Raw genomic sequence first — 20,407 nt, forward strand, 5'->3', positions numbered from 1 at the left:
ACCGACGACCCCTTGACCCCCAGGCAACTATCACGACGCCCTGGCCTGCGGCGGCCGCCCGCTACGCTGGGCCAGATCGTCCGCGAGTGTCCACCGACGTCCAGCGTTGTGCTTCCGGATTGTCACCCAGTTAGTCACTCAGGAGGGTGCTCGTGGCCCGGTTCCCGCATGGCGTTGAGCCCGCTCCGTCGTGTCTTGGAACGGTGACCCTGCATGAGGATGACTCGACGGAGTGCAGTCGGCAAGACTGCTCGGCGACGGGCAACATCCATTGGGACGTTGAGGCATGTGAGACGACAGGCTGCCCCCGATGTCCGTCGGGACCGACGTGGAGCCACTGGACGCCTTCGATGTGAACGCGGGTGCGGAGCACCGACGGCTGTCGTCGGGCACTTGACGAGCGATTTACCCTTCGGGCATGGCGCGTACATGGGTCTTGATCACGGTAGCGATTGCCGTACTACTCGGCGCCGCTGCTGCCGTCAGAATCGCCCAGCAGCGACGGCTGGCCCGGCTGACTCCTATGGAGCGCGCACGGCGAGCGACGCATGAACTCGGCCAAGAGAAGCGCGCCCTTCGCAATAGGAGCCCGCGCGGCACTGGCGAGCACTTCGGCAAGACTAAGATCAGGAAGTACGGCGACGAGCGGCGCGAGGACGCGCAGGCCGAGGGCGGTTTCTACAGCGACAGTCATAGTGACAGTGGCGGTGGATCGTCCTGGTGACTCGCTCAACGATGCTGGGTTGGTGGAGACCAGTGGATGCACCGCTGACGGGCCGTAGAACTGCTGAGACATGGAACGCCCATGTTCAAGGACGCGGCCTGCGCTGATCGTTAACAACACGCCGCCCGAGCCTCCATCCCGTCTGCCCTCGGCCCGCCCATCGTGGGAGCGGGCCGCCGCCCGGTGCGCCACGTCAAGACGGCCTTGACGCAAGTTCGGACGCTGGCGCGCCGGGCGGTGGTCTACTCGGCTTGCCCGGGTCGATGGCGGGCGGGATGGCTCGCGCAACCACCCACGAACCGCGACCCGCCGACGGATCTTGGCCATCCCGGAGCCGGAGCGCCCCCGCCGGAGGCGCCGTAACCCCAACCCCGTACGGACCGCGACCGCCCGACGGTCCGGCGTGCGCTTCCCTACGCCGTGCGGCATGCCGGCCGCGCGGCCCGGCCGGCTGCCGGTCCACCACACCACCGGTCAACAGCCTGTCGTTTTGCGGCGGCCCTCCGGGCTTCCCGCTCTCCGCGCCAGCCGCCGGGCATCAGGCGTGACGGCCGCAGAGCGACAGCGGCAGCGGCCGGCGCGCGCCCAGGCGGCGGCGCGTGCGGCCCGCTGCGGGCCGCCTTGAGACTGTGTAGAAAGTCCTCACCACCTCGCCGGCAGTCGGCCGGACCAGTCGCAAAATGGCTGCTCAGGCCGCGTAGACGGCGGTGGCGTCGTCGCTGCTCTTGTTGCGTGCCCACTTCATGCAAGATGGGTCGGCGGCCTCGATGGCGCGTACCCGACGGATCAGTTCGGTGGGGCCGTTCTGCTCCAGGACGTCGAGCACGTCGGGCCAATTGAGCAGCCCGAACAGGGCGACGAGGCGGGCGGCTCCGTCGGTGAGCACGGCGACTCGCCGGACGCTGTCGAGCGGAACTTCTCCGGTGATAGCGTGCTGGGCGGCGAACGGGTCCGCGGCTGCCACCCAGTAGCCGCCGGGTTGGTTGCGGGCGGCCAGCTCGGCGTGCTTCATCCGCAGCAGAGCTGCCTGCTTCTCGGCCGATCCGAACGGGTGACGGTCGGCCTCGTCGCGTTCGGCGCGGGCGGTCTTGTCCACCCGGTCGTCGGTAATGACCTGGATGCCATCGGCCGTGTCGATGAGCACCGTGACGTCACCGAGCACCAGGTATTCCAGCACGGTGTCCTTGAGCCGCAGCATGGCCGTTGCCGCCGACGGTGTGCCGGGGTGACTCAGGTCGCAGGTGTCGCGGTGCTGGTCGGCGGTGAAGCGGATGCCGTACATCAGCGCGTTGGCCAGCTCAGAGTCGCGGTCGGTGGCTAGGCCAGCGAGAGCTGAGCCGAGCTTGGCGGCGTACCAGGCAATCCCGTGGGTGCATCCGGTCCCGGTACGGGCGGTGGCTCCATCGAGGACCACGATCAAGTTCTCGCTGGCCATTGCCCAATCCTCGTTGGGTGATGTGGGGTTGCCGGCCTCGGATGCGGTCGCGACGCGCATCAGGCCACGCCCTCGCTGCGGTAGATCGGCGTCAGCGCGTCGACCTTCTTGATCGTGCGGGTAGCGGGGTCGTAGGTGGAGGCGACGAGCAGGGAGAATCGGCGGTTCTTCACCTCGCGGTACAGCTCGTCCAGGTGGTCTTCGAGGTACTGCGCGACGCCGAGGGTGCCCATGGCGTGGATGCCGGCGAGGTACAGGAACGTGCCACGCCCGTCCGGCCGGGGAAGTCGGCCGATGTACCCGTAGTCGACCGGCTGGCCTTTGTCGGACGGCGAGTGGAACTCCTCGCCGGTCTGGTGGTTCACCAGGTACAGGCCGCCGTCGTCCTTGCCGAAGCCCAGCTTCGGGTCAGAGGCGAGCACCTGTCCGACGAACGGCAGAATCCGTGGGCTGCCGACCACGACCAGGTTCGTACGGTTCAGGTCAACCATCCCGGGTGGCGGCACCACTTCGTACTCGGTCTTCAACCCGAGTCCCCGGGCGAGGTTGGACAGCTTCTCATAGGTGGCAAGCATCTCGGCGGAGACGACCGCGTACGGGTCCTTCTTGCCCGCCTCGAATTTGCCACCGACCGCCACGGTCAGCGGGCCGGTGCCGAGCATCGCCCGTTCCGGCCGGGGTCCGGAGGACAGGAGTTGACCGACTCGGGCACGGGTCATGCCGACCATCTGGGCGATCTGCGCATGGGTCATATCGCCGCCGTCCGGCACGCCGCCGCCACGGTCGCCTTCACCACCCGCCCCCACCCCACCCAGCCGGCCGGCTGGCACATCACCTGGGGCGAGCCCGACAAGGGCCTCGACGTGCGGCCGATCAACGCTGACGGCGACATCACCGATGGGAAGGTCGCCGGCTACCTCGCCAAGTACGCCACCAAGAGCACCGAGGCCACCGGGCACGTCTCCCGCCGCCTCGACGGCGAGGTCATCGACCTCTACGCCAACCACCAGGGCACCCACCCCGAACGGCTCGTCGACGCCTGCTGGACCCTCGGCGGCCACCCCGACTGGCAACAACTCCGGCAGTGGGCGCACATGCTCGGCTTCGGCGGCCACTTCCTCACCAAAAGCCGCCGCTACTCCGTCACCTTCCGCATCCTGCGCGACGCCCGCATCATCTGGCGACGCACCGAGACCGGCCACGAATACGCCGACCAGGCCGACGACGACACCACGCTGATCGTCGGGCTGCTGACCTATGCCGGCTCCGGCTGGCGCACCACCGGAGACGCCCTCCTGGCCAACACCGCCGCCGCCATGGCGCGCGAGAGGCACGAGATCGCACGAGAGGAACTTGCCGCCGCCGCCTGACCTGGCCCCGATCCACCGTCAAGGCAGCCTTGACGGTCAACCTGTCCCCGAACAGAAGGAGCACCGTTTGACTGCACCCGCTCTCGACGCCCCTCCCAGGGCGCTCTATCGGATCACCGAGGCAATGCGCCTGCTCAGCCTGTCCCGATCCGTGATCTACGAACAGATCCGCGCCGGCCGGCTGCGCACCGTCCGACAGGGCCGCACCCGTCTCGTCCCCGCCGCCGCGATCACCGCCTACGTCGACCTGCTCGAACAGGAAGCCCAGAAAGGAGGCTCCCGATGACCACTCGCCGCGCCCGAGGAGAAGGCGGCCTGCACTGGGACGAGTCCCGGCAACGCTGGATCGCCACCGTCACCGTCGGCTACACCCCAGCCGGCAAGCGCATCGTGCGCAAAGGCAGCGGCAAGACCAAGACCGAAGCCCGCACCAAGCTGCGGGAGAAGATCCGCGACTACGAAGACGGCCTCGCCCTGGTCCAAGACGGACACACCGTGGCCGATGCTCTCAACGACTGGCTCACCTATGGCCTGAGTAACCAGTCCGAGAACACCAAGTCGAACTACACCACCCTCGTGCGCTCCCACATCATCAGCGACCTCGGGGCGAGGAAGCTGCGGGATCTCAGTGCAACCGACGTAGACCGCTGGCTTCTGGGCAAGTCCCGGTACCTGAGCACCCGCACCCTGCGTCTGCTCCACTCCTTGCTGAACCGCGCGGTCAACCGGGCCATGGCGCGAGACAAGGTCAAGCGCAACGTCGTGGCTCTCTGCGCAGTCCCGTCCGGTCGCACCGGGCGGCCGTCCAAGTCACTGACCTTCGATCAGGCCAAGGCGCTCCTGGTCGCTGCCGAAGACAGCTCCCTGCACGCCTACATCGTGCTCTCACTGCTGACCGGCGCGCGGGTACCGAAGAACTGCGCGCCCTTACCTGGGCACACGTCGACCTCACCGGCGAGCCGGACAACGACCTACCCGTGCCACCGTCCATCCAGGTGTGGCGCTCGGTCCGCGCCGACGGGGACACCAAGACCAAGAAGTCGCGTCGCACCCTGGCCCTGCCCGCCCGGTGCGTTACCGCGCTCACCACCCACCGCGAGCGTCAGGGCCGGCCTGCCGCCGACCGCCTCGTCTTCCCCTCCGCAGCCGGCACGGCCCTCGACCGGCACAACGTGCTGCGGGCCTTCCGCCCCGTCGTCGCCAAAGCGGGCCTCGACCCGCGCGACTGGACTCCCCGCGAGCTGCGGCACAGCTTTGTTTCGCTGCTGTCCGACAGCGGCATGAGCATCGAGCAGATAGCCGACCTGTGCGGCCACGCCGGCACGACCGTCACCGAGACCGTCTACCGGCACCAACTGCGGCCGGTGCTCCTGGGCGGCGCGGTCGTAATGGATCGGATCTTCGGCGCTGAGCGATAGTCACTCAGTTAGTCACCCAGCTACGACAAGAGGGCACGTCCATAAATTGGATGTGCCCTCTGAGCTGCGTCGGGACGGCCGGATTCGAACCGACGACCCCTTGACCCCCAGTCAAGTGCGCTACCAAGCTGCGCCACGTCCCGATGCTCCCGCGCGGATCTCCCCGCGACAGCCGGTACAGCTTAGCGCAGGATCTTCGCGCCGTCCGCACTGCCCCCTCCCGCGCCGGAACGCGTCGTTCCGCCCACCTCCCCTAGAGCGTCCTAGGAGGATAGGGGAGTTGATGGGCAGCAAAAAAGCCGGGTGGGAGCGTGCTCCCACCCGGCTCTCAGGTCCGGCGGATCAGCCGTGCGCCTTGCCCCGGCCGCCCGGGCCGAGCTTCTTGCGGGGGCGTACGGAGATCTCGATCGGGCTGCCCTCGAAGCCGAACTCCTCGCGCAGCTTGCGCTCGACGAACCGCTGGTAGCCGGCGTCCAGCGGCGCGGTGGTGAACAGCACGAAGCGCGGCGGCGCCACGCCCGCCTGGGTGGCGAAGAGGATCTTCGGCGCCCGCCCGCCCCGCACCGGGTGCGGGGTCGCCTGCACCAGCGCGGTCAGCCACGAGTTGAGCTGCGCGGTCGGTACGCGGGTCTCCCAGCTGGCCAGGGCCTTGCGCAGCGCCGGCGCGAGCTTGTCGACCGCCCGGCCGGTCTGCGCCGACAAATTGAGCCGGATCGCCCACGGGATGCGGCGCAGCTCGCGCTCGATCTCCTTGTCCAGGTAGTACCGGCGGTCGGCGTCGACCAGGTCCCACTTGTTGAAGGCGATCACCAGCGCCCGGCCGGTCTCGGTGACCATGGACAGGATCCGCTGGTCCTGCTCGCTGATCGGCTCGCTGGAGTCCAGCAGCACCACGGCGACCTCGGCGGCCTCGATCGCCGAGGCGGTCCGCAGGCTGGCGTAGTACTCGGTGCCGCTGGCCTTGCCGACCCGCTTGCGCAGGCCCGCCGTGTCGACCAGCTGCCAGGTCTCCCCGCCGATCTCGACCAGGCTGTCGACCGGGTCCACGGTGGTGCCGGCGACCGAGTCGACGACCGCCCGCTCCTCGCCCGAGAAGCGGTTGAGCAGGCTGGACTTGCCGACGTTCGGCCGGCCGACGAGGGCCACCCGGCGCGGGCCGCGCGGACGGTTCTCGACGATCTTCGGGGCCTCCGGCAGCGCGTCCATGATGGCGTCGAGCAGGTCGCCGGAACCACGCCCGTGCAGCGCCGACACCGGGTACGGCTCACCCAGGCCCAGCGACCACAGCGAGGTCGCCTCCATCTCGATGGCGGTGTTGTCGGCCTTGTTCGCGACGAGGATCACCGGCTTGGCGCTGCGGCGCAGCATCCGTACGGCCGCCTCGTCCACGTCCGTCGAGCCGACCATCGCGTCGACCACGAACAGCACCACGTCGGCGGTGGCGACCGCCGTCTCGGCCTGCGCCGCGATCGCGGCCGCCCGGTCCTTGGCGTCGGGCTCCCACCCGCCGGTGTCCACCACGGTGAACTGCCGGCCGGCCCACTGCGCGTCGTACGGCACGCGGTCCCGGGTGACCCCGGGGACGTCCTCGACGACCGCCTGGCGGCGGCCGATGATCCGGTTGACCAGGGTCGACTTGCCCACGTTGGGGCGGCCGACCACGGCCACGACCGGCTGCGGACCGGTCGGCTCCTCGATGTCGACGTCCGGTTCCCGCAGCTCGATCCACCCGTCGGTGTCGGTCATGCCACTCCCCGATCGGTCAGCAGGTCGCGCAGGCGCCCGACGACCTCGTCGATGCCCAACTCGGTGGTGTCCAGCACCACGGCGTCGGCGGCCTGGGTCAGCGGGTCGGCCTTGCGCGTCGAGTCGAGCCGGTCCCGCCGGGCCAGGTCGGCCGCCGTCGCCGCCACGTCGGTGGCGTCCTCGGCGCTGCGCCGGGCGGCCCGGGCCGCCTCGGAGGCGGTGAGGTAGACCTTCAGGTCGGCGTCCGGGGCCACCACGGACCCGATGTCGCGGCCCTCGACCACGATCCGGCCGGCGTTGGTGATCATCTCCTGCTGCCGGGTGACCAGCAGCGCGCGCACCGCCGGCACGGCGGCCACGGCGGAGACCGCCCCGGTCACCTCCGGCCCGCGGATCTCGGCGTCGACGTTCACGCCGTCGGCGGTCACGCCGTACCCCTGGGGGTCGGTGCCGATGCGCAGGTCCACCTCGCCGGCGACCTTGGCCACCGACTCGGCGTCGGTCAGGTCGACCCCCGAGCGCAGCACCGCCCAGGTGATGGCGCGGTACATGGCGCCGGTGTCGAGATAGCGAGCACCGATGCCGACGGCGAGCCGCCGCGAGACGGTGGACTTACCCGAACCGGACGGTCCGTCCACAGCGACCACACATCGCCCGGCCCGTTCGTTTTCCTCCACCGTCGTCCTCCTCAGCCCGTACCTCACGAAACACCGGATGTGCCGCGAGCGGTTGTCCAAACGTTCTCAATGATGCCCGGCGTCGCGCCGCCCGACGGGCGCCGCCGGCGCCGGGCCGCCAGGGAGCCTACCGGCAGCCGTACCCCGAACTCGGGGGTCAGTCACCCACGGCCTTGAACAGGGCGGCGACCTCCGCGTTGGTCAGCCGCCGCGTCCGCCCGGCGCGCAGGTCGCCCAGCCGGATCGGCCCGATCGCGGTACGCACCAGCCGGCTCACCGGATGACCGGCCTCGCCGAGCAGGCGGCGGACGATGTGCTTGCGCCCCTCGTGCAGGCTCAGTTCCACCTGGGCGGTCCGTCCCAGCGTGTCCACCACCCGGAAGGAGTCGACCTTCGCCGGCCCGTCCTCGAGCTCCACGCCGGCCATCAGCCGCTTGCCGAGGTTGCGCGGGATCGGCCCGGACACCTCGCAGAGGTACGTCTTCTGCACCCCGTACGACGGGTGCATCAGCTTGTGTGCGAGGGTGCCGTCGTTGGTGAGCAGCAGCAGGCCCTCGCTGTCGGCATCGAGCCGCCCGACGTGGTAGACCCGCTGCTCCACCCGGTTGCCGAGGAAGTCGGCGAGCGCGGTGCGGCCCTTCTCGTCGGCCATCGTGGAGACGACCCCGCGGGGCTTGTTCATGGCCAGGTAGACCAGTCGGGTGTCGGCGACGAGGCGTTCGCCGTCGACGTGGATCACGGCCGTGGCGGGGTCGACCTTGTCGCCGAGCTGGGCGACCCGACCGTCGACGGTGACCCGGCGGCGGAAGATCAGGTCCTCGCAGGCGCGCCGGGAGCCCACGCCGGCGGCGGCCAGCACCTTCTGCAGGCGCTCGGCCCCCTCGAAGGCGGGCGCGTCGGGACGGGGCGTGCGGTCATCGCGTGGCATCGGCAAGCTCTTCTACGTCGTCGGGAAGGAACGGGGCCAGCGGCGGGAGGTCGTCGACGCTGTTCAGCCCGAGCTTCTCCAGGAACATCGTGGTGGTCCGGTAGAGGAACGCCCCGCTGTCCGGTTCGGTGCCGCACTCCTCGACCAACCCGCGGGAGACCAGGGTACGGATCACCCCGTCGCAGTTGACACCCCGGATGGCGGAGATCCGCCCTCGGGTGACGGGCTGCTTGTAGGCGACCACGGCCAGTGTCTCCAGCGCGGCCTGGGTCAGCCGCACGGACTGCCCGTCCAGTACGAACCGCTCCACGTAGGTGGCGTATTCCGGCCGGGTGTAGAGACGCCAGCCACCCGCGGCCCGGCGCAGCTCGAAGCCGTGTCCGGCGGCCGTGTAGCCCGCGGCGATCTCGTCCAGCATCGGCCCGATCCGCTCGGCGGGCTGCTCCAGCACCTGGGCGAGGACCAGCTCGCTGACCGGCTCGTCCACCACCAGCAGGATCGCCTCCAGCGCCCCGCGCAGCTCCGCGTCGTCGAGTTCCGGCGCCGGCTCGGGGGCCGGCGCCGCCCGCCGTCGCCCCGCAGCACCCTTCGCGGATACGCCCCGACCGCCCTTACCCTCCCCGCCGCCCGTCTCCCCGAACCCGCCGCCCGTCTCCCCGAACCCGCCGCCCTCCCCAGGCGCATCCGCCGCCACACCCTCAACATCTCCGGAGATCTTGGTAGGTTCAGGCCCCTCTGGGGGCGTGGAGGTACCAAGATCTCCGGTTTCGGGAGCCGGGACGGGGGCCGTGGGGCGCTGCCAGGGCGGTACCCACGCGGCGGCCTGGTCGGCCAGGGAGTCCCGACGCTCCTCGCTGCTCATCCCGCTCGCTCCTCCGTCGTCGTCCCGTTCCCGTCCGCCGCCACACCCGGCGCCGTCCCGCTGTCTTCCGCCGAGCCCGTGTGCGCCGCAGCCGAGCCGGTGTCGTCCGCCGCCACACCTGCCACCGCGGCTGGGTCGATGTCGTCCGCCGTGCCGTCCGGCACCGGCCGCCGCTCGGCCGACGCCGCCGGCAGCGGGCCGGAGCCCGCCGGTTCGGGCACCGTCGGGGCCGGCTCGGGCGGGGTGCCGGCGTACTCGTCGACGTGCAGGTCGGGGCCGCCCTCGGCGGGACCGGTCCAGCGTACGGTCAGCTCCTCCAGGGCCTGCTCCTGGACGAAGGCGACCAGGCCCTCCCGGTAGAGCTCCAGCAGGGCCAGGAACCGGGCCACCACCTCCAGGGTGGCCTCGCAGTCGGCGCAGAGCAGCGAGAAGGTGGCCGTGCCGGCGCGGCGCAGCCGCTCGGTGAGGATGCCCGCGTGCTCCCGGACGCTGACCCGGACCATGTGCACGTGGGCGATGGAGACCTCGGGCACCGGCTTCGGGGTCATCGCCCTGACCGCCAGCTTCAGCAGCCGCTCCGGGCCGATGCCGAGCACCAGGTCGGGCAGCGCGTCGGCGTACCGGGCCTCCAGGGTGACCGCGCGGGGGTAGCGCCGGCCGCCGACCTCCTCCAGCGCGGCGATGTGCGCCGCCGCCTCCTTGTACGCCTTGTACTGCAACAGCCGGGCGAAGAGCAGGTCCCGCGCCTCCAGCAGCGCGAGGTCCTCCTCGTCCTCGACCTCGGCGGCGGGCAGCAGCCGGGCCGCCTTCAGGTCGAGCAGGGTCGCGGCGATGAGCAGGAACTCGCTGGCCTCGTCCAGGTCCCACTGGTCGCCCATGGCCCGGATGTAGGCGATGAACTCGTCGGTGACCCGGTGCAGGGCCACCTCGGTCACGTCGAGCTTGTGCTTGCCGATCAGCTGGAGCAGCAGGTCGAACGGGCCGGTGAAGTTCGCCAGCCGGACGGTGAACCCGGCGCTCTCCGCCGCCCCGGGCACGCCGGCCGGGTCCGTCGGCACCTCGGCGACGGCCTCGGCGGCCCGTACGGGCGGCTGCTCCGGCGTCGTCGGAGGGTCGAGGGGTGGCGCGGTCACCGGAAGACCGTAGTCCACGCCCCGGCCGGCTCGGCGCGAAGGTGCATCCCGGTCTACCGCTCGGCCTGGGCGGCGATCACCTCGCGGGCCAGCTGGCGGTAGTTGCGGGCACCGGACGAGGCCGGGTCGAGCGTGGTGATCGGGGCACCGGCGACGGTGGACTCGGGGAACTTGACGGTCTTGGTGATCACCGTCTGGTAGACCTTGTCGCCGAACGCCTCCACCACCCGCTGGAGCACCTGCCGGCAGTGGGTGGTGCGGCTGTCGTACATGGTCGCGAGGATGCCCTCGAGCTCCAGGTCGAAGTTGAGCCGCTCGCGCACCTTGTCGATGGTGTCGAGCAGCAGGGCCACCCCGCGCAGGCTGAAGAACTCGCACTCCAACGGGATGAGCACGCCGTGCGCCACGGTCAGCGCGTTGATCGCCAGCAGGCCCAGCGAGGGCTGGCAGTCGATCAGGATGTAGTCGTACTCCTTGCGGACCGAGCGGAGCACGCGGGCCAGGGCCATCTCCCGGGCGACCTCGTTGACCAGCTGGATCTCGGCCGCGGAGAGGTCGATGTTGGCCGGCAGCAGGTGCAGCCCCGCCACGTCGGTCTTGATCAGGACGTCCTCGGCGGTGACGTCGTCCTGCATGAGCAGGTTGTAGACCGACAGGTCGAGGTTGTGCGGGTTGACCCCCAGCCCGACCGAGAGGGCGCCCTGCGGGTCGAAGTCGACGAGCAGCACCTTGCGGCCGTACTCGGCCAGCGCGGCGCCCAGGTTGATGGTCGTGGTGGTCTTGCCCACGCCACCCTTCTGGTTGGCCATCGCGATGATCCGGGCCGGGCCGTGCCGGTCGGTCGGCATCGGCTCGGGGATCGGCTTGCGCATCGTGTATGCCGCCGGATCCGCCGGACCGAGATCCGCCCCGAGCGTGGCCTGCTGCTCGCGGAGCTCCGACGTCCAGGTCTCGGCACGGTCACCGTTGCCAGCCATGTGCTCGTTGCCCCCTCCCGACGACCACCCGGCGTCGGAGCCGTCCGACGTCCTTCGCGGCGCCGCTGCGCACCCCGGTCCGCATCACCATCGCCCCAGGAGGTCCGCGCCGATGCCGACTGTACGCCACCGCCCGGCGGCCCGGTCGCACCCGCTCGGCGTGTCGCCGCCCCGCCGACCAGGCCAGCCGTCGGCGGCGTCCGCCGCGCACCGCCCCGGGCACCGTCGCGCCGCGCGAACCGGCCGGCGGCCACCCGGAGCGGACCGGCATCCGGCCGCCCCCGGCGGTCGACCCCCCGCCCGGGCGAGGACCGGGCGGGTCAACCCCGCGCCCGGGGATGGGCGGTGGCGTACACCTCGCGCAGCCGCTCGACCGTGACCAGGGTGTAGACCTGGGTGGTGGTCACCGAGGCGTGGCCGAGCAGTTCCTGCACCACCCGTACGTCCGCGCCGCCGTCGAGCAGGTGGGTGGCGTAGGAGTGGCGCAGGGTGTGCGGGGAGACCGCCTCCGGGCCGTCCACCGGCAGCCCGGCCCGCTCGGCGGCGCGGCGCAGGATCGTCCAGGCGCCCTGCCGGGTCAGCGCGCCGCCGCGGGCGTTGAGGAAGACCGCCGGGGTGCCCCGGCCGGCGGCGGCGAGCCCGGGGCGGGCCCGCACCAGCCAGGCCCGCACCGCCTCGACGGCGTACCCCCCGATAGGGACGAGCCGGGTGCGGCCGCCCTTGCCGCGCAGCAGCACGGTGCCCTCGTCGACGTCCAGGTCGTCCACGGCGGCGCCGACCGCCTCGGAGATCCGCGCCCCGGTGCCGTACAGGAACTCCAGCAGCGCCCGGTCGCGCAGCGCGAGCGGCGCCTGATCGCCGGCGGCGGTCACCGACCCGGCGGTCTCCAGCAGCCGCACCACGGCGTCGACCGGCAGCGCGCGGGGCAGCCGGCGTGGCGGCGTGGGCGGGCGGACGTCCCGGCTCGGGTCGGCGCCGGCCAGCCCCTCGCGCAGCGCGAACCGGTGCAGGCCGCGCACCGCGCTGGCCGCCCGCGCGGCGGAGGAGACCGCGAGCGGCGGGTGCTCCTCGTCGCCGGCGCGCAGCCGGGCCAGGTGCGCCTCGACCTGCCCAGGGCCGACGGCGGCCAGGTCCGGCACGCCGGCCGCCGCCAGGGTGGCCAGGTAGCGCTCCAGGTCCCGGCGGTACGACGAGAGCGTGTTCGCCGACAGTCCCCGTTCGACGGTGAGGTGGTCGAGGTAGCCGCGCACGGCACGCAGGGCCGGCGCGGGCTCCACGCCCGCACCGGCCCCGTCCGGTGTGCCGGTCAGCCCGCCACCCCTCAGGCCAGCGCGTCGGCCAGCGCGAGGGTCGCCATGCCGTGCGCCTCGGCGACCGGGCCGTAGGTGACCTGCCCGTCGTGGGTGTTCAGGCCCAGCGCCAGCGCCGGGTCGCGACGCAGCGCCTCGCGCCAGCCGTGGTTGGCCAGCTCCAGCGCGTACGGCAGGGTGACGTTGGTCAGCGCGTAGGTGCTGGTGTGCGGCACCGCGCCCGGCATGTTCGCCACGCAGTAGAAGATCGAGTCGTGCACCTGGTAGGTCGGCTCGGCGTGGGTGGTGGGACGCGAGTCCTCGAAGCAGCCGCCCTGGTCGATGGAGATGTCGACCAGCACGCTGCCCGGCTTCATCCGGGAGACCAGCTCGTTGGAGATCAGGGTCGGGGCCTTCGCGCCGGGCACCAGCACCGCGCCGATGACGAGGTCCGCGTCCAGCACCGCCCGCTCGATCTCGTACGCGTTGGAGGCCACCGTCTGGAGGTGGCCGCGGTAGATGGCGTCGGCCTGGCGCAGCCGGGCCACGTTCTTGTCGAGCAGCAGCACCTCGGCCTGGAGGCCGAGCGCGATCGCGGCGGCGTTCATGCCGGAGACGCCGGCGCCGATGACCACGGTCTTCGCGGCGTAGACGCCGGAGACGCCGCCCATCAGGATGCCGCGCCCGCCGCCCTGCCGCTGGAGGTGGTAGGCGCCCACCTGCGGGGCGAGGCGACCGGCCACCTCGGACATCGGGGCGAGCAGCGGCAGCGACCGGTCGGGCAGCTCGACGGTCTCGTACGCGATGCCGGTGACCTTGCGGTCGACCAGCGCGTCCGTGCAGGCCTTCGAGGCGGCCAGGTGCAGGTAGGTGAAGAGCACCTGCCCCTCGCGCATCCGGTGGTATTCCTCGGCGATCGGCTCCTTGACCTTGAGCACCAGCTCGGCGGTCTCCCACACCTCGTCGGCGGTGGCCAGGATCTTGGCCCCGGCGGCGGCGAACTCGTCGTCGCCGATGCTGGACCCGACGCCGGCGCCGGACTCGACGAAGACCTGGTGACCGCCGCGGACGAACTCGTTGACGCCCGCCGGCGTGATCGCCACGCGGTACTCGTGGTTCTTGACCTCGCGGGGGATTCCGACCTTCACGATGCAGACACCTCTCTTCGGGGCTGCGCTCCCCCGACTGCGCGGTGCCACGACGGCCCCTTTGCCGCCGCGGTCCACCGGTCCCGCCGGCGGCAGTCTAGGCGCGTCGCCGCCCCCGAAGAGGCAGCACAGTGACATCCGGTGCCCGCACCCGCTGACGATGTGTCAGGCGTGAACCGGGCCGGCGGTGGGACCCGCACCTCAGCCGTCAGGACAGTGTTCATCCATTATCGTCCCACTCTTCGGGTGCCGCTGCGGACAGGAGACGAGTGGATCACTAGGGTGTCGCCTCATGACCACACCTCCTTACCAGCCCGGCTTCCCCAACCAGCCCGGGTACCCGTCGGGTGTCTCCGACAAGAGCAAGGTCGTCGCGGGCGTCCTGCAGATCGTGCTGGGCACCTTCGGCATCGGCCGTTTCTACATGGGCGACACCAAGACCGGCGTCATCCAGCTCATCGTGTCCCTCGTGACGTGCGGCATCGGCGGCCTCTGGGGCTTCATCGACGGCATCCTGATCCTGATCAACGGTGGCGTCGACGGACAGGGCCGGCCGCTGCGCGACTGACCGACCCGGAACGACGAAAGGGGCCGTGCGGACGTACCGCACGGCCCCTTCACGTTCAATCTCCCGGCTCAGCCCGGCAGGGGCGCGTCGGCCCGGCGCAGCGCCGACCAGCCGGTGTCGCGGGCCCGGGCGGCGGCGAGCAGCCCGGTCACGCAGGAGGCGTTGGTGATCTCGCCGGCGAGGACCATGCCGACCGCCTCGTCCAGGTCGATGCGGACGACCTGGAGGTCGGCCTCCTCCTCGCGCCGCTCGTGCCGCTGCTCCGCCGGCACGTCGGCCAGGTCCCGGGCCAGGAAGACCCGGACCAGCTCGTTGGTGAAGCCCGGCGAGCTGTGCAGGTCCACCAGGACGTCGATCCGCCCGGCGGTCAGGTCGACCTCCTCGGCGAGTTCCCGGACCGCGGCGGCGGCCAGGTCCTCGCCGGAGACGTCGGTCAGCCCGGCGGGCAACTCCCACAGGTGCCGCCCGACCGGGTGCCGGTACTGGCGGATCAGCACCACCTGACCGGCCGCGTCGAGCGCCACCACGGCGACCGCGCCGACGTGCCGGACGAAGTCGCGGACCCCCGTCCCGCCGCCCGGCATGGTCACCTCCTCGCTGACCACGTCGAAGATCCTGCCCCGGTAGCGTTCGGTGCGGGAACGCACCTCGTAGCGGTGCTCGACGGCACTCACGAGGCCGACGTCGCCTTCGCGGCGGCGCCGCCGTTGCGGGCGGCGTTCTTCGCCGCCGCGCTCTCGGCGGCGTCCAGGTCGACCGGGAGCTGGTCGGCCTCCGAGTAGGTCACCGCCGCCTTCACGAAGGAGGCGAACAGCGGGTGCGGCCGGGTCGGCCGGCTCTTCAGCTCCGGGTGCGCCTGGGTGGCGACGAAGAACGGGTGCAGGCCCCGGTCCAGCTCGACGAACTCGACCAGCCGCCCGTCGGGCGAGGTGCCGGAGATGTGCAGGCCCGCCTTGGCCAGCGCGTCGCGGTAGGCGTTGTTCACCTCGTACCGGTGCCGGTGCCGCTCGCTGACCTCGGTGCTGCCGTACGCCTCGGCGACCAGCGAGCCCTCGGCGAGCGCCGCCGGGTAGGCCCCCAGCCGCATGGTGCCGCCCAGGTCGCCCCTGCCGGCCACAATGTCCTCCTGGTCGGCCATGGTGGCGATGACCGGGTGCGCGGCCTCCTCGTCGAACTCCAGCGAGTTGGCGCCCTCCAGGCCGGCCAGGTGCCGGGCCACGTCGATGGTCATGCACTGCAGACCGAGGCAGAGGCCGAGCAGCGGGATGCCGTTCTCCCGGGCGTACCGGGCGGTGCCGATCTTGCCCTCGATGCCGCGCACCCCGAAGCCGCCGGGGATGACGATGCCGTCCACGCCGGCCAGGGCGGCCGCCGCGCCGGACGGGGTGACGCACTCGTCGCTGGGCACCCAGCGCAGCTGCACGCGGGCCCGGTGGCCGAAGCCGGCGGCCCGGATCGCCTCGCTCACCGACAGGTACGCGTCGGGCAGGTCGACGTACTTGCCGACCACGGCGACGGTGACGGTGTGCCGGGGCTGGTGCACCCGGTCCAGCAGGTCGTCCCAGCTGGTCCAGTCGACGTCACGGAAGGAGAGGCCGAGCCGGCGCACCACGTACGCGTCGAGGCCCTCGCGGTGCAGCACCTTCGGGATGTCGTAGATGCTCGGCGCGTCCGGGGCGGCGGTGACGGCCTCGCGGTCGACGTCGCAGTAGAGCGACAGCTTCTGCTTGACCTTGTCGGGGATCTCCCGGTCGCAGCGCAGCACCAGCGCGTCGGGCTGGATGCCGATGCTGCGCAGCTGGGCCACCGAGTGCTGGGTCGGCTTCGTCTTCAGCTCGCCCGACGGCGCCAGGTAGGGCACCAGCGAGACGTGCAGGTAGAAGCAGTTGTCCCGGCCGAGGTCGTGGCGGACCTGGCGGATCGACTCCAGGAACGGCAGCGACTCGATGTCGCCGACGGTGCCGCCGACCTCGGTGATCACCACGTCCGGCACCTGGCCGTCGTCGTCCGGGTCGGCCATCGCCAGGATCCGCGACTTGATCTCGTTGGTGATGTGCGGGATGACCTGGACGGTGTCGCCCAGGTACTCGCCGCGCCGCTCCTTGGCGATCACCTCCGAGTAGATCTGGCCGGTGGTGACGTTCGCCTTGCCGGAGAGCGCCCGGTCCAGGAACCGCTCGTAGTGCCCGACGTCGAGGTCGGTCTCGGCGCCGTCCTCGGTGACGAAGACCTCGCCGTGCTGGAACGGGTTCATCGTCCCCGGGTCGACGTTGAGGTAGGGGTCGAGCTTCTGCATGACCACGCGCAGACCGCGCGCGGTGAGCAGGTTGCCGAGGCTGGAGGCGGTGAGGCCCTTACCCAGCGAGGAGGCGACTCCCCCGGTGACGAAAATGTGCCTGGTCGTCCGTGCTGAAGGGGCCAAGGCCTGCTCCCGTGTCGTCCGTCGCGGTCGTGCAGACCGCCGTGCCGATCAGCCAAGTGATCACGCGATCCACGGGATTCCACGGTAACACCTCTGCCGGCCCGCCCGCCGGGCGCACCCGCAGCGGGCTGCGGGACGTGCCGCCCCCGACTCAGGTGGCGGTGACCTCGATCGATGCCCGACCGGCCGGCGCGCGCTCGCCCGCGCCGGTCCCGGCCGTCGGCCCGGACGCCCCGGTAGCCGGGCCCGGGGCGCGCGGGGCCGGGGGCGCCGGCGCCGTGGCCGGTCCCGCACCCACATCCGCGGTACGGGCGGCGCCCGGCCCCGCGTCGGTCGGTGCCGGCCGGTCCGGGCCGTCGCCGTCCGGCCCCCCGCCGGCGTCACCGCCCGAGCCGTCGCCCGTACCGCCGGGCCCCTCGTCGCGCGGGCGGCCCGTGTCGGGCAGCGTGCGGTCGGTGGAGTGGTCGAGCACCCGCAGCGAGGCCAGCGCCGCCATCGGCACCACCAGGGCGGCGGCCGCGCCGGCCACGTCCAGGGCGTCGCCGCCCAGCACCCCGCCGATCACCGCGGCGACGGCGGTGCCGGCCATCGCCGCCCGCATCGCCGGATAGATGCCGAACAGCCGCATCAGCCCACCCCACGGCTGGAGCAGGGCGAACCAGACCAGCAGGGCACCGGCCAGGGCCAGCACCGTCAGCGGGCTGTTGACCAGGGTCTCGAAGTTTGCCGAGCTGGAGCGGTGCACGGTGAGCCCGCCGGTGCCGTCGCCGACGGCGGCCAGGAACCGGCCGAGGCTGCCCCGCTCGGCGGCGGGCCGGCGCAGGTCGAGCACCGCGAAGCCGATGGTGAGCGCGAGCCCGGCCATGGTGGCCCAGGCCAGCCTGCTGATCGTCAGCCAGCCACCGGCGCTGATCGCCGCGGCGACGCTCAGCCCGGCGGTCAGCGCGATCGCGCCGATCGGGTCGGAGCCCAGGTACGGGCTGCCGACGACCAGCACGGCGGCGCCGCCGACGGCCACCATCACGGGCGGCCGCCAGGACCGGCGGACCCGCTGGGCCAGCCACCCCGCGCTCAGCAGGGAGCCGGCCAGGAACACCCCGAGCCCGACGGTGCCCAGCCCGGCGTACCGGCCGCCCTCCAGGGCGGAGTAGCCGACCACTCCGTTGAGCTGGAGGCGGGCGCCGGTGAGCACGTCCAGCCCCACGGCCAGCGTGGTCAGGCCGGCCACCGCGCCGAGCGGGCCGAGGGTGCTCGCGTGCCCCGGCGCGAGCCGCACCACGGCGGTCGCGGCGACCAGCAGCAGCACGGTCACCCCGGCGAAGTAGACCCCCGCGTGGTCTCCGCGCCACCAGGGCACGGCGTCGGCCAGCAGGGCGGCCGGGACGGCGAGGGCCGCCGCGATCAGCAGCAGCTCCACGACCGCCACCACCCGCCGCGAGACCGGCTCCGGGCCGTACGGGCCGGCGTGCCGGCGGGCCCGGCGCAGCAGCGGCAGCACCGCCACGGCCAGCAGCACCTGCGCGCCGGCCAGCAGGGTGAAGAACCAGTCGGCCACCCGGCGCTGGGCGGCCGCCTCCCGGTCGGCGTCCGCCGGCGCGGCGATCGCGGCGGCGAGGTCCGCCGGCCGCCCGCCGACCGACTCGGCCGGCCGGCCGAGGAAGAGCCGTTCCGGCATCGGCCGGCCCAGCGCGGTGAGCGCGGTCGGCGCGAGGTCGACCAGTTGCAGGTAGCCCTCGCGGCCGGTGCTGGCCGAGGTGAGCCACCCGCGTTCCCAGCCCGGCCCGTCGGCGACGGCGACGTGCAGCCGGGACGGGGCGTCGGTGTCGGACACCCCGGCGACGATCACCAGCGAGCGGGGCGGCCGGGCGGCCAGCACCCGGGCCAGGCGGGCGTCGGCCTCGCGCGCGACCGCGGCCCGGGCCGCCGGGTCCTCGCCGGTGACGGTGCCGAGGTCGACGATGCTCAGCACGCAGGAGCCGAGCAGGCCCGCCGGGTCCGCCGGGAGCGCCGGCGCGTACCGGTCGACGCGGCCGAACGGTCGGGCGGCGGCCACGGCCGCGCCCGGCCCGACCGCCATCGAGCAGCGCACCGACTCCGACAGCGCGCCGGGCACCGTGCCCCAGGGCAGCCGCTCCTGGTTGTGCAGGACGACGCTCTCCTGGTCGGGCAGGTTCGCGCCGATGCCGTCGGGCTGCTCGACCGTCACCTGGGCCGGTGGGCAGCCCCCGGCCTGGCGGCTGCCGTTCCAGGCGGCGTAGCTGCCGGCGCCGAGGGTCAGCCAACCGTCCACCGGGCAGGTCGGCCGGTGCGCGGAACGGACCGACAGGGAGCCGATCGAGCCGTCCTGGGCCATCCGCCACAACGTCGGCGTGCTCTGCGGGTCGACGTCCTCCCAGCGCAGCCCGGCGACCCCGACCAGCACCACGAAGTCGGCGGTGCGCCCGGGGGGCGACGCCTCCCGTTCGGGGCGGGCGGTCAGCGCGGTGATGCCCAGCGCCACCACGACCAGGGTCAGCAGGATCGGGGCGATTCTGCGCCGCATCACCGGCGTCCCGTCGACGGGGCGTCGGCGCCGGGAGCGGCCGGCCCGGCGCCGTGCGGGGCCAGCTCGGCGTAGAGCGCCGCCAGCTGGGCCAGGGTGTCCGCCTCGCTGGGCCAGGTGGCGGCCCGGGCGGCGCCGCGCCGCCCCAGCTCGGCCCGCCCGGCCTCGTCGTCGAGCAGGGCGCGCACGGCCGCGTCGACGGCGTCGACGTCCGCCGGCGGCACCAGCACCGCGGCGTCGCCGACCAGCTCCGGCAGGCCGCCGACCGCCGTCGCCACCAGCGGTACGCCGGCCCGCATCGCCTCCTGTGCGAAGAGTTGGCGGGCCTCCCAGTCGCTGGTCACCACCGCCAGGTCGGCCCCGGCGAGCAGGTCCGCCACGTCGGTGCGGTGCCCGAGCAGGGTCACCGGGGCCCGGGCGGCGGAGATCCGGGCGGCCAGCGGCAGGTAGGCGGGGCCGCTGCCGGCGATCACCACGACCGGCGCCGGGGTCCGGGTACGCCACCGGGCGGCCGCGTCGACCAGCACGTCGTACCGCTTCTGCGGGTGCAGCCGGCCCACGGAGAGGATCAGCGGCCGGTCCTGGCCGACGCCGAACTCGGCGCGGACGGCGGCCCGGCGGCGGCGCGGCGCGGGCAGTGCCGGCGCGGCGACCGGGGCGAGCCGGGCGTCCGCCGCGCCCAGCGCGGTGGCCCGCTCGACCAGGTCGGTGGAGGCGCCGAGCGCCACCCGGGCGCCCCGGGCGACGACCCGCTCGACGAGGCGGGACACGCCACCGCGCAGGCCGCCGGCGAGCACCGCGTTGTGCCAGGTGACCACGAGCGGGGCGGCCGGGCGGGCGAGCACCGCGACGAGCCCGGCGCGCAGGCCGTGGGCGTGCAGCACGTCGACCGGTTCGGCGGCGAGGGCCCGGCGCAGCGCGGTGACCGCGCGGGCGTCGGCCGGGGTCGGGCTGGCCGGGATCTCCACCGGCAGGAACCGGGCGCCGACACCCGTGAAGTCGAACTGCTCCTGTGTCGCGGCGGGGCCGCAGACCAGGACGGAGGCGCCCGCGGCGGTCAGGCCCCCGGCCAGCGAGCGGACGTGCTGCCCGACGCCACCGGTGCTGGAGGCGAGCAGCAGGGCCACCGTGCCGCGCCAGCCGGGAAACGGTGCCGGCTGCGTCACCG

The 20,407-nt window shown here is 73.1% G+C and carries 17 protein-coding genes, 1 tRNA gene and 2 pseudogenes; 5 read left to right on the forward strand and 15 right to left on the reverse strand.

What is annotated here, in order from left to right:
• The first annotated feature begins 418 nt into the window (after positions 1-418).
• A complete protein-coding gene (locus ACLQ22_RS30435) occupies positions 419-724 on the forward strand; it encodes a hypothetical protein (protein ID WP_425695341.1) in 306 nt (101 codons plus the stop codon).
• A gap of 688 nt (positions 725-1,412) precedes the next feature.
• Here ACLQ22_RS30435 and ACLQ22_RS30440 read toward each other — a convergent pair.
• Positions 1,413-2,219 carry a hypothetical protein gene (locus ACLQ22_RS30440; RefSeq protein WP_425695342.1) on the reverse strand — a complete coding sequence of 269 codons (807 nt, stop codon included), beginning with the start codon at positions 2,217-2,219 and terminating at the stop codon, positions 1,413-1,415.
• The gene (locus ACLQ22_RS30445) at positions 2,219-2,929 is read right to left on the reverse strand and encodes a sigma-70 family RNA polymerase sigma factor (protein WP_425695343.1); all 711 of its coding nucleotides are present in this window, start codon (positions 2,927-2,929) and stop codon (positions 2,219-2,221) included. The genes ACLQ22_RS30440 and ACLQ22_RS30445 overlap by 1 nt, the downstream gene beginning before the upstream one ends.
• On the opposite strand from ACLQ22_RS30445, the pseudogene ACLQ22_RS30450 reads away from it, so the two are divergent.
• From ACLQ22_RS30450 to ACLQ22_RS30460, 3 genes and pseudogenes are all read left to right on the forward strand, one after another.
• Positions 2,912-3,529, forward strand: a pseudogene (locus ACLQ22_RS30450) (replication initiator); the annotation flags it as partial. The gene ACLQ22_RS30445 and the pseudogene ACLQ22_RS30450 sit on opposite strands and share 18 nt — an antisense overlap.
• 67 nt (positions 3,530-3,596) lie before the next feature.
• Positions 3,597-3,815, forward strand: coding sequence for a helix-turn-helix domain-containing protein (locus ACLQ22_RS30455; protein ID WP_425695344.1), 219 nt, complete (start codon positions 3,597-3,599; stop codon positions 3,813-3,815).
• Positions 3,812-4,947 (forward strand): annotated as a pseudogene (locus ACLQ22_RS30460) (site-specific integrase). Before ACLQ22_RS30455 ends, ACLQ22_RS30460 begins: the two are co-directional and overlap by 4 nt.
• A gap of 69 nt (positions 4,948-5,016) precedes the next feature.
• On the opposite strand, the gene ACLQ22_RS30465 reads toward ACLQ22_RS30460, so the two are convergent.
• The 9 genes from ACLQ22_RS30465 to ald all read right to left on the reverse strand — a co-directional run bounded on the left by ACLQ22_RS30465 (position 5,017) and on the right by ald (position 13,707).
• Positions 5,017-5,090: transfer RNA gene (locus tag ACLQ22_RS30465), tRNA-Pro, on the reverse strand.
• 199 nt (positions 5,091-5,289) lie between these two features.
• A complete protein-coding gene (gene der, locus ACLQ22_RS30470; protein ID WP_425695345.1) occupies positions 5,290-6,693 on the reverse strand; it encodes a ribosome biogenesis GTPase Der in 1,404 nt (467 codons plus the stop codon).
• The gene (cmk, locus tag ACLQ22_RS30475; protein ID WP_121397674.1) at positions 6,690-7,370 is read right to left on the reverse strand and encodes a (d)CMP kinase; all 681 of its coding nucleotides are present in this window, start codon (positions 7,368-7,370) and stop codon (positions 6,690-6,692) included. The genes der and cmk overlap by 4 nt, the downstream gene beginning before the upstream one ends.
• Positions 7,371-7,527: 157 nt before the next feature.
• Complete coding sequence (locus tag ACLQ22_RS30480; protein WP_121397673.1) at positions 7,528-8,298, reverse strand: pseudouridine synthase; 771 nt, start codon at positions 8,296-8,298, stop codon at positions 7,528-7,530.
• A complete protein-coding gene (gene scpB / locus ACLQ22_RS30485; RefSeq protein WP_425695346.1) occupies positions 8,285-9,160 on the reverse strand; it encodes an SMC-Scp complex subunit ScpB in 876 nt (291 codons plus the stop codon). The genes ACLQ22_RS30480 and scpB overlap by 14 nt, the downstream gene beginning before the upstream one ends.
• A complete protein-coding gene (locus ACLQ22_RS30490; RefSeq protein WP_425695347.1) occupies positions 9,157-10,293 on the reverse strand; it encodes a segregation and condensation protein A in 1,137 nt (378 codons plus the stop codon). Before ACLQ22_RS30490 ends, scpB begins: the two co-directional genes overlap by 4 nt.
• A gap of 53 nt (positions 10,294-10,346) precedes the next feature.
• Positions 10,347-11,270: a ParA family protein gene (locus ACLQ22_RS30495; protein ID WP_121397670.1), complete on the reverse strand. Its 924-nt coding sequence runs from the start codon at positions 11,268-11,270 to the stop codon at positions 10,347-10,349.
• 320 nt (positions 11,271-11,590) lie between these two features.
• Positions 11,591-12,580: a site-specific tyrosine recombinase XerD gene (locus tag ACLQ22_RS30500; protein ID WP_425695360.1), complete on the reverse strand. Its 990-nt coding sequence runs from the start codon at positions 12,578-12,580 to the stop codon at positions 11,591-11,593.
• A gap of 11 nt (positions 12,581-12,591) precedes the next feature.
• Positions 12,592-13,707: an alanine dehydrogenase gene (ald, locus tag ACLQ22_RS30505; protein ID WP_425695348.1), complete on the reverse strand. Its 1,116-nt coding sequence runs from the start codon at positions 13,705-13,707 to the stop codon at positions 12,592-12,594.
• Between the two features lie 226 nt (positions 13,708-13,933).
• On the opposite strand from ald, the gene ACLQ22_RS30510 reads away from it, so the two are divergent.
• Positions 13,934-14,275 (forward strand): TM2 domain-containing protein, encoded by a 342-nt coding sequence (locus ACLQ22_RS30510; protein ID WP_366644599.1) that lies wholly within the window; start codon positions 13,934-13,936, stop codon positions 14,273-14,275.
• Between the two features lie 68 nt (positions 14,276-14,343).
• Here ACLQ22_RS30510 and ACLQ22_RS30515 read toward each other — a convergent pair whose 3' ends face one another.
• From ACLQ22_RS30515 to ACLQ22_RS30530, 4 genes are all read right to left on the reverse strand, one after another.
• Positions 14,344-14,949 carry an NUDIX domain-containing protein gene (locus tag ACLQ22_RS30515; protein ID WP_121399198.1) on the reverse strand — a complete coding sequence of 202 codons (606 nt, stop codon included), beginning with the start codon at positions 14,947-14,949 and terminating at the stop codon, positions 14,344-14,346.
• A complete protein-coding gene (locus ACLQ22_RS30520; RefSeq protein ID WP_121397667.1) occupies positions 14,946-16,697 on the reverse strand; it encodes a CTP synthase in 1,752 nt (583 codons plus the stop codon). Before ACLQ22_RS30520 ends, ACLQ22_RS30515 begins: the two co-directional genes overlap by 4 nt.
• Positions 16,698-16,848: 151 nt before the next feature.
• Positions 16,849-19,239: a hypothetical protein gene (locus ACLQ22_RS30525; RefSeq protein WP_425695349.1), complete on the reverse strand. Its 2,391-nt coding sequence runs from the start codon at positions 19,237-19,239 to the stop codon at positions 16,849-16,851.
• Positions 19,239-20,405 (reverse strand): glycosyltransferase family 4 protein, encoded by a 1,167-nt coding sequence (locus ACLQ22_RS30530; protein ID WP_425695350.1) that lies wholly within the window; start codon positions 20,403-20,405, stop codon positions 19,239-19,241. Before ACLQ22_RS30530 ends, ACLQ22_RS30525 begins: the two co-directional genes overlap by 1 nt.
• Positions 20,406-20,407 lie beyond the last annotated feature (2 nt).

This window comes from Micromonospora sp. DT178, assembly GCF_049841695.1.
Classification (GTDB): domain Bacteria; phylum Actinomycetota; class Actinomycetes; order Mycobacteriales; family Micromonosporaceae; genus Micromonospora.